The 8,634-nt window shown below is 42.3% G+C and carries 8 protein-coding genes; 3 read left to right on the top strand and 5 right to left on the bottom strand.

Annotated features, from left to right (window positions below; genetic code table 11):
• A partial coding sequence (locus A3712_RS18950) for an AAA family ATPase (protein WP_157618814.1) occupies positions 1-664 on the bottom strand: 664 nt, incomplete at its 3' end.
• Positions 665-1,061: 397 nt separating this feature from the next.
• Between A3712_RS18950 and A3712_RS18940 the strand changes: the two genes are divergently transcribed.
• A complete protein-coding gene (locus A3712_RS18940) occupies positions 1,062-1,595 on the top strand; it encodes a helix-turn-helix transcriptional regulator (RefSeq protein WP_063524663.1) in 534 nt (177 codons plus the stop codon).
• Positions 1,596-1,795: 200 nt separating this feature from the next.
• On the top strand, positions 1,796-2,101 hold the full coding sequence (locus A3712_RS18935; RefSeq protein ID WP_063524662.1) for a hypothetical protein: 306 nt from the start codon (positions 1,796-1,798) through the stop codon (positions 2,099-2,101).
• 10 nt (positions 2,102-2,111) lie between these two features.
• Here A3712_RS18935 and A3712_RS18930 read toward each other — a convergent pair whose 3' ends face one another.
• Both A3712_RS18930 and A3712_RS18925 read right to left on the bottom strand, forming a co-directional pair.
• Entirely contained in the window at positions 2,112-4,382 is a 2,271-nt protein-coding gene (locus A3712_RS18930; protein ID WP_063524661.1) for a relaxase/mobilization nuclease domain-containing protein, read from the bottom strand.
• Entirely contained in the window at positions 4,372-4,716 is a 345-nt protein-coding gene (locus A3712_RS18925) for a hypothetical protein (RefSeq protein WP_063524660.1), read from the bottom strand. Before A3712_RS18925 ends, A3712_RS18930 begins: the two co-directional genes overlap by 11 nt.
• A 1,105-nt stretch (positions 4,717-5,821) precedes the next feature.
• Here A3712_RS18925 and A3712_RS18915 point away from each other — a divergent pair.
• Positions 5,822-6,283: a hypothetical protein gene (locus tag A3712_RS18915; protein WP_157618812.1), complete on the top strand. Its 462-nt coding sequence runs from the start codon at positions 5,822-5,824 to the stop codon at positions 6,281-6,283.
• Positions 6,284-6,699: 416 nt separating this feature from the next.
• Here A3712_RS18915 and repC read toward each other — a convergent pair whose 3' ends face one another.
• Positions 6,700-7,632: a replication protein C, IncQ-type gene (gene repC / locus A3712_RS18910; RefSeq protein WP_063524657.1), complete on the bottom strand. Its 933-nt coding sequence runs from the start codon at positions 7,630-7,632 to the stop codon at positions 6,700-6,702.
• Positions 7,625-8,542, bottom strand: a complete 918-nt coding sequence (locus A3712_RS18905) for an AAA family ATPase (protein ID WP_063524656.1) — start codon at positions 8,540-8,542, stop codon at positions 7,625-7,627. Before A3712_RS18905 ends, repC begins: the two co-directional genes overlap by 8 nt.
• Positions 8,543-8,634: the final 92 nt, after the last annotated feature.

The following is an 8,634-nucleotide window of genomic DNA, read 5'->3' as shown; positions in this document are numbered from 1 at the left end:
CAGCTCCTGCCGCATCACCTTGATTGTTTAGTGTCGCACCCTTATTTGTGTGATGCAGGAACACGAACGCCGCCCCTGTGTGTTTAGCAATGTACTCAAAAACACTGATTAACACTGTCATGTTGCCGTTGTCGTTTTCGTTCGTCTGGTGCGCTCTAGCCAAGGTATCAAGGAAGACCAAGCGGTAGCCCCTGTATTGCTCGATCATCTCATCTGCTAAAGCAAGGTTTGGCGAACCATCTGGGCGCACTAAATCAAGCATTCTTTCGCCCACAATTGAGATAAAGCTGATCTGTTCATCCATCAAGCAGACGTCATCTGGTGTCATGTTGTAATGCTTAATCAAAGAATGAACTCGATGCGCTACTACATCTGCCTGATCTTCTGCTGTCACAAAGGCAACTTTTTGAGATGCCTCTAGCGGCTTTATATCAAGCCCTAGAAGGTCTTTCCCTGTAAACAGGTCGAAACATACACCAAGACTAAAAAAGCCTTTACCAGTTGAACCGGGCGCAACAATAGAGGCAACCGAACCAGCAAGCACACTAGAAAACACCTTATCTAGCTCTGGCAGCTCTTTGACACAGTTTATTGCTCTAATTCGTGTGTTTGTGTTGTAAGGAGAGAACACACTAGGTGGCTTTTTCTCTGTGTTCTCACTCATAGCTGTACCTCTATGTTTTTCTTGAAGCCAACCTTTTGGACTAGCGATACAGCAGCATCGAGAGACTTAAAAACCCTTTCAATGTTTGAGCGAGCTTTGACACAAACAATGTTGTCTCCCTGCTTTGATACGAAATGCACGTGAAATTCATTACCCTTCATTGGTACTGATGTAATCACTGCTTTTTTTAGTGCTCCTTGGTCAAACAACAACCTAATTCTATCTTGTTCTAAATTCATATTTATTTGTTTGTTTTTTAAATTTATACACATAGGTTAATAATTATTTTTAGCTTCAGCAACCCCCAAACAAGGAAAAACACAACAAATTTCTCAGGGGGTTTCCCCTGTGCTAAAGTATCGAGTTACATAACCCCGTTACATGGTAAGTCGCCACAATGAAAAAAGAAAAAATGCTACGCATCAATGAGGTGTCACAGGTTACACAAATAAGCAGAAATACACTGTATCGATATATGAGAAACGATACACTACCTTACACAGAATTAGACGGCGTTAGATTCATCAAGGCTAAAGACTTAAAGCTCATAAAGCCAAACAATAAAAGAAATAGAAACAATGATGAAAGCGTATTGAAAGAGCTCAAGGAACTCAAAGAAGAGGTAAAGAGCCTACATGTAACCGTTACAAAATTGACACACCTATTAACCCAAAAGGAAGGCGTAACAGTTACACCAAAGGTTACACAAATCGATACACAAAAGGTTACACAGAAAAGTTACAACGGCAATTACGAACAAAGAAAGCAAGCAGTAAGAGACAAGCTATTCCCCATCCTTGATGCCTACAAGGAAAAAGGGCAGGGATACCCATCTACAAAAGATTTAGCGATTGAAGCAGATATAAGCCGTGGCACTTGCAGAAAGTACCGCAGCGAGTGGGAAGAATTGCAGGAAAAGGGGTCTATTTAACATATAGTACCTATTACGCACCACTCGATCAGACTTCACTTTAAAAAGGGCCTCAAAGCTCTTTTTTTACATCTAAAGTGCAGAAATACTCCCGAAAAAATCAGATGTAACTTTTTCAAATATGAGCACACATTTAAAAAAAATACATTCGTCAATAAATCGCATCAGTACGCTTAAAATAGTATGTTTACAATAAAGAAATGAGTGTTTTATATCACGTAGGTGCTCTACTTAATGTCGGGGCTATCTGGTACACGTTCGATCAGATATTTAGTATTGGTGACAACTTTGAACGACCAACTTGGAAAAGTATGCCAGATACAAAATTTGAGACGCCGATAAGGGAATCATACAGTCTGAGTGATCTAGCGAGTGACATATTCGATATGATTGAGGACTTGATACCACCACCAACGTTCTGGGACAAAGTCGAGTATTTATACGACTCAACAGTTGGGGCGGTTGTTGAAAGCATCGTTTTAAATGTGGCGCTGTTATTCTTATAGAAAAAAGGGCTTACAGCCCTTTTTTGATGCGTGGTGATTGCGGCTTTACTTTGCTGTCACCGCCTGACTTTGGCAGTTTCACACCGCCAATCATTGGCTCTCGCTCGATCTTCTCGCCGTACTTCGCTTTTAGCTTTTCACTCGTTCTAGCACAGTAATCATTAACATCATGCTTTCGAGATGCTAGCTCTGGCGAGTTTTTACTCATTATCTCTATTGCTCTATCAACACTTAACCCGCTTAAAACAAGATGCTCTGTCGCTCTATAATCTATCGCTGACAAATCAACTGTCTGCCATTGCCCTCGTTTAACCATCGTCTCAGCCAAACCGTGTTGCTTCGCCCACTCCCTTCTAAAGTTCGTGTCGGCATCTCCCGCAAACTGTGGGAAATCTTTTACTTCTCTGATTTTTGCCTGCTTTGCTAGTTCTCCCCGAGCTTCATCAAGCAGCTCAGAAACACGACTACAGGCTTCTTTTGCTCTGCTTATAATTTTAGTAAAAGCATTGTTTCGCCCTGCTTTTTTGTTGCTAAAGCCTGCCATTCTAAACGGATGCACTGCGCCCGAAAATTTAGGGTCTCCATATTTCTTGTTGAGATCAAAAACAACCTTATTTGCTGCAGCTGCCTCTTGCGCCCCTGCCTCCTTCGGTAGCTTAAAAATAAGCTGTCTATTGTCTTTTGATGACTCCTGCACCAATGTCGGCTTAAAGCCATCACTAACCAACATCATGTGCGTTTTTTCTCGAACATCATCAATTACTGCAAAATGATATTTTGAGCTAATCGGGGTTATATAGATGTCGCCCCCTCGCGCGTTTTTCTGACGCAGAAATGGGATCTTAGCCTCGACCTCTTCCGCAGTGTAGAAACGTTCTTTGCCTTTTTCTCCTTGATTCTTTCCAATGTTCCAAGGCTTGCTGCCACTTCGAGAAACTACAGTGATTCTATAACTATCAGCTCCCAATATTTCGTGTTGACGTCTCCAAGCCTCGATCTTTTTCAGTTGGTCAGGACTCTGTTTAGCTGAATTACTATTGCTAGAGCTTGGGGCTGCGAGATCAGAAATGTGGTTGTCAGTATCAGACCACTTGTTAAACCCAGAACGAGCAACAGAATACTGCTTTTCAAGTTGCTTTTGCGCTTGCTTCTGTCTAGCTCCTGCATTGCTTCCGCTAACGTTTCTGCCGTTTTCGTTGCTTCGGATTCGATCATGTTTGTCGCTGCTTGAATCACTTGTGCTGTCCTCTCCATTTGCTCTCGTGACTCCACTGTTGCCGCTGTCATTTTGCTTGCTGCCTTGTGATGGTCTTCCGCTAGTATCGATAGATTTGTTGCTATCTTCATTAGTGATTGATTGACTTGTTGGCTTCCGCTCTTGATCTGCTGTTGCTTCCTTGCTGCTTTCTGCACTAATTGCCTGTTTGATTCGCTCTGACTCCGCGATAAGTTTTCCGCCGTCTTTGTCTTGCTCATAAATAATATTTTGTTTTAATTTGCTGTCTTTACTCCACTTATAGTTATCTCCAAGATCTGAACCTTTGAATGGGATGCCACCGAGAACAAAAGAGAAACCGTTTAACCTACCAGTTTTTGCAACGTTTGGGCGCACTGTTACGCCTGCAACCTCAAGCTGTTGAATAAAATCAAAAACACTCACTTTCGCTTTGATGGCTTCATCTATAATCTTCTGCAAGATTAGACGCTGCGGTGCTTCACCCGTTCTAGCTGACATTTGTATTTCCTTTTGCTTTGCTTGTTTTCTTGGTGTCTTACGCTTGGTTTTGTTTCCGTTTTTATCTAGCTCAAAGTAGCCCGCTGTAAGCGTCAAATCTAACTCTCTCTCGATCACCTGCGTTGCTTCTATTGCGTTAAAGACGTCTTTTCGACCGTGCCACAATGAGCCGTCCAGACCTATTCTTGAAGCTATTATATGAACATGGTCTTTATCTGTATCATTGTGCCTAACTGCAACAAATTGATGCTTAGAAGTATCTAAACTCATCTCCTTTAAGAACAAGTTCACAGCCCGATCCCATCTTCCAGAATCTAACTTTTCACCCTCTGGAAGTGATAGAGATGTATGCCAGACAGGGCTTTTGACGTTATCACGTAACGCTCTGGAAACTGAAAACTCTCTCGCTAAATCTCGCGCACCTCTCCCGCTTACATTTCCTGCGACAACCTCTGGCTTTTTATCTCCAGTTCGATCTTTACCCTCATCAAAGACATAGTTTAAAACCCCTCTAAACCCATCCCCGCGATTAACACTAGCTTTCATGACTTATAGTTATGTTTAAAAGTGCGAGTCTAATCTCGTTAACTAAGTTAAAAACTGATGCTGTAGACGGCTCGTTTTTAAGATTGTAAGCATGAGCAAGTTGATTCAAGTTTGAGCTTAATCTCGCTAATTGTTCAAACTGACTTTGGGCAATTGGATTAACTTTCTTGTACTCTAATTTTTTGCCCAATGCTGCATTTCTAACATTGTCGGCAAGCTGCTTTTGCTTTGCTTGATCTGCAATCGGCAGGTCGATTTTAAAGTTGTCGGCAAGCTGTCTTTGCTCACTCTGAGTAAGATAGACACTTAGTCTAATATTTCGTTTTTCTGTCATGTTATTTCATTTGTTTAATCTCTTTCTGTGTTGGGGCTAAAGCACACAGCCGCCGCCCCACTACGCTACGCTCCGCCATGGCGGAAAATACAAAAGCCCGTGGCTTTTGATGAAGCCCACTGCAAGTGCAAGGCAAACCCAGCGCAGCGACTTGGGGTGCAGGACTGCCGGAGGCAAGTCATACCTTGCTCCCTGCCGATAATCACGACTTAGCGCGTGGTTTGCGTGGCTTGGTGATGCCGACAGCTCTTAACTTTGACTCAATAGTTTTCATTGACTCCCAAAGCTCCNCCCTTTCTGTTTCAGTCAGCAATTCTAAGTGTGATTCGTGTGCTGATGCCGCTAATTTTACATGAGATAAGAATGCACCTTTCTCTCTTAAAACTGCTTTCTCTTGCTCTGCTTCAAACAGAACATTGATGTAGTCTTCGACCTCTGCAATCTCTTCATTCGTTGCGCCTTTCTCTTTCAGTTCCTCAATAACTTTTGGAACAAATTTCTTATCGTAAGCGATGCTTGGAATGTCCGATTTTCGGAACTTTCCGAGCTGAATCTTTTGCGGTTTCTTTGTCTCTTTACAATAGAACGAGCGGATCATCTTGATCATTTCATGACCTGTGCGCCCAGTGGTTTTAAAAATCATACTCATAGTCCTGTGGTTACCTTTTCTATAAATATATGGTTTCAAATAAACCATGTCAAGTGAAACCATGGTGTTATTTTTAATTATTTTTACGAAACCATGGTGTCAAATTTAAGTGTATAATATGGTGTCAATTATTTTTGCAAATGTGAAACCATGGTTTTATTTATTTGACTTTTGCTTGAAACTATGGTGTCAGATTTTCTATCAAAAATGACACCAGTTTGAAAAGTTTTTCTAAATGAGTACCCCCCCACTGGATTTTTAATTTCATGAAAGTTTGGAAAGGGCACGAAAAAAAATGATCTGAAAATCAGTTTTTGGTGGTTTTTGGTGATACTTGGTGGTTTTGGGTGGTTTTTGAGGGATTTGTTGGATCAACAAAGAAGTCCTCTTCAATCCATCATCATTTACGTGATAAGTGACACTGTCACATTTAATGACTATTATTTCAATAAAGCTATGAATTTCACAATTGCACTCAAAGCAGCACTTAGAAGACTGGCATCTAGATACATCAAGCTAGAGTCAACACTGAACGATCCAACTGCGACAGTCTTTCAAATCAAAATGGCAAAAGAAGGTTACTTCAAAGCTCTTGCAGAGTTAGACGAAGTAATCAGAGAGATACAATCACCCAAGGGTGACACAGATGAGGTGTCAGCAATTATGCTTCACGCAATGGATGAGGTCAGAGGAATGCTGGGCGTAATCTTCGCATTGTCTCAAAGCTCTCTAGCGGGACGAACAACACCGATCGAGGGGGTCGCAGACGGCTTCATGCTAAGAACATTAAGCCGCCACATTTACGATCTAGATGAATACGCAACAAGCCTAGAAACAAATCAATTCACAAAAACGCTCCTAGACGCTGTCAGAGGCGAGCAATTCAAAAATGTAAGCAAAGCCCCGTCTTTGCGCTAAACTCCTTGTCTTGCGCTTTCAGCGCGCTAATAAGGCTACGTTTCGCTCCGCTTCACTAGGCTCTTTAAAACGCGAAGGCGTTTTATCTTTCTCGCCCCTTGGGGGGCGTCTGTGTGCAACCGTAGGTTGCCCTTCTTTAGGAATCTTTGATTCCGTTATTTAATAGAGATTTTTAATCTCTATTAATAGAGATTAATAGAGATTAATAGAGAGATTTTTGGCAAAACGCTGTAAGCCTTATGCAGTAAGGCTTCAAGGGGTGTTTGATAAAGAAAAAAGTCTACCGCTATCCCGATCAAAGTCTACCGCTATCCCGATCAAAGTCTACCGCTATCCCGACTGTTTATATAACCAGTAAAAAAAATAGCGGCGACTTTAAAAGTCTACCGCTATCCCGACCCTAAATATTTGTTTTATTAGGATTTAGCTGTTCTGGTTTTCTTTCTTGAAACAACAAGTGCTAGCTTTGCCCCTCTCCCATCTGTCTCTATGTTCCAGAGTGGCAGCTTATTGACTTGTTTTATAGCTACCATCAGTTGACCTCGCCGCTTTGACAACCTCTTTTTAACTGTATCTTTATCTTCGCTTTCTGCCTTTTTTACGTCTCGGCTGTCGTTGTAAATAAGACTTAACAGCTCATCGGCTTTTAAGCGTCTATTCTTCTCCCCTGCACGTACGCGAGCGCAAAGTTTGTCATGCAACGCTCTAGCAAGATCAGAATCTAGCGTGTGTCTCTCTCTTCTGTCTGAGTATATGTAGTCCCCAAACGGTGCCCAGATAGAGTGCGCTGATAATGCGTTTATATGTATCGAAACCTCGTTTGTGTCCTTATCCATGTTGAAAGACAACATGTTAGAACCTCCAAATATTTCCTTTTTGTTTTCCAAAAAGAAAGAGGTTGATGATAGACGTTTAAGCGATGAAATTAACCACTTGTAATCACTCCCACCTGTGCTGCGCCCAATATCAGTTAACAGCTCATTGCAAGTTGTCTTGATGTTCAGTGTGGGAAGCCTTTCAATGCTCAATTCTGCTCTTTGAGATGGCTTGTAGCCCTTTAACTCAGACTTTAAGCCCTCGGGTGTACGTGCGGGGTTAACTAGATATTCCTTTTGCTCCATAGTGTTTACATGACTGCGAGCAATCGAAAGAATACACAGCATCAAATCTTGATCAGCAACGTCGAGTTGATTGAACATTCTGATTGTCACTGTGACGTCTTCAAATTCTCTAACCCACTCAACCGCTTTTTTTCTGCGTCCTGCTGAGATCGGTGTGAATATATCAGAGTAGAATAAGCGTGGGTGCTGTCTCGCAGCTATATGCCTGATAGTCATGCGATCACCCATTGCCGTATTCTCCCGCGTCATTGAAATCAAAAGAGCGAGAATTTTTTACAGCAGTCAAACAACCACTTTCGCTTCGTTCTAGCAACATATCAGGGTTACTTTTGGAATAATTGACCTTTGAGCTATGCAGCCAAATGTAATTATGACGCTCCACCGTGCGACCAATGTCAGCGGCATCCTCTTCCGTAATTTTTGATAAATTGAGCTGACATCGAATGTTGTCAGTTATTGCAGCTGCGCCTCGTGCAGCTCCTGCCGCATCACCTTGATTGTTTAGTGTCGCACCCTTATTTGTGTGATGCAGGAACACGAACGCCGCCCCTGTGTGTTTAGCAATGTACTCAAAAACACTGATTAACACTGTCATGTTGCCGTTGTCGTTTTCGTTCGACTGGTGCGCTCTAGCCAAGGTATCAAGGAAGACCAAGCGGTAGCCCCTGTATTGCTCGATCATCTCATCTGCTAAAGCAAGGTTTGGCGAACCATCTGGGCGCACTAAATCAAGCATTCTTTCGCCCACAATTGAGATAAAGCTGATCTGTTCATCCATCAAGCAGACGTCATCTGGTGTCATGTTGTAATGCTTAATCAAAGAATGAACTCGATGCGCTACTACATCTGCCTGATCTTCTGCTGTCACAAAGGCAACTTTTTGAGATGCCTCTAGCGGCTTTATATCAAGCCCTAGAAGGTCTTTCCCTGTAAACAGGTCGAAACATACACCAAGACTAAAAAAGCCTTTACCAGTTGAACCGGGCGCAACAATAGAGGCAACCGAACCAGCAAGCACACTAGAAAACACCTTATCTAGCTCTGGCAGCTCTTTGACACAGTTTATTGCTCTAATTCGTGTGTTTGTGTTGTAAGGAGAGAACACACTAGGTGGCTTTTTCTCTGTGTTCTCACTCATAGCTGTACCTCTATGTTTTTCTTGAAGCCAACCTTTTGGACTAGCGATACAGCAGCATCGAGAGACTTAAAAACCCTTTCGATGTTTGAGCG

Source organism: Vibrio sp. HI00D65 (assembly GCF_001635455.1).
GTDB lineage: Bacteria > Pseudomonadota > Gammaproteobacteria > Enterobacterales > Vibrionaceae > Vibrio.
This window is presented reverse-complemented; position numbering and strand designations above follow the sequence as displayed.

What these genes read in the sequence shown, in the direction of transcription:
- A3712_RS18940 (WP_063524663.1), top strand. Translation starts at nt 1,062, where the DNA reads ATGAAAAAAGAAAAAATGCTACGCATCAATGAGGTGTCACAGGTTACA.
- A3712_RS18935 (WP_063524662.1), top strand. Translation starts at nt 1,796, where the DNA reads ATGAGTGTTTTATATCACGTAGGTGCTCTACTTAATGTCGGGGCTATC.
- A3712_RS18930 (WP_063524661.1), bottom strand. Translation starts at nt 4,382, where the DNA reads ATGAAAGCTAGTGTTAATCGCGGGGATGGGTTTAGAGGGGTTTTAAAC.
- A3712_RS18925 (WP_063524660.1), bottom strand. Translation starts at nt 4,716, where the DNA reads ATGACAGAAAAACGAAATATTAGACTAAGTGTCTATCTTACTCAGAGT.
- A3712_RS18915 (WP_157618812.1), top strand. Translation starts at nt 5,822, where the DNA reads ATGAATTTCACAATTGCACTCAAAGCAGCACTTAGAAGACTGGCATCT.
- repC (WP_063524657.1), bottom strand. Translation starts at nt 7,632, where the DNA reads ATGGGTGATCGCATGACTATCAGGCATATAGCTGCGAGACAGCACCCA.
- A3712_RS18905 (WP_063524656.1), bottom strand. Translation starts at nt 8,542, where the DNA reads ATGAGTGAGAACACAGAGAAAAAGCCACCTAGTGTGTTCTCTCCTTAC.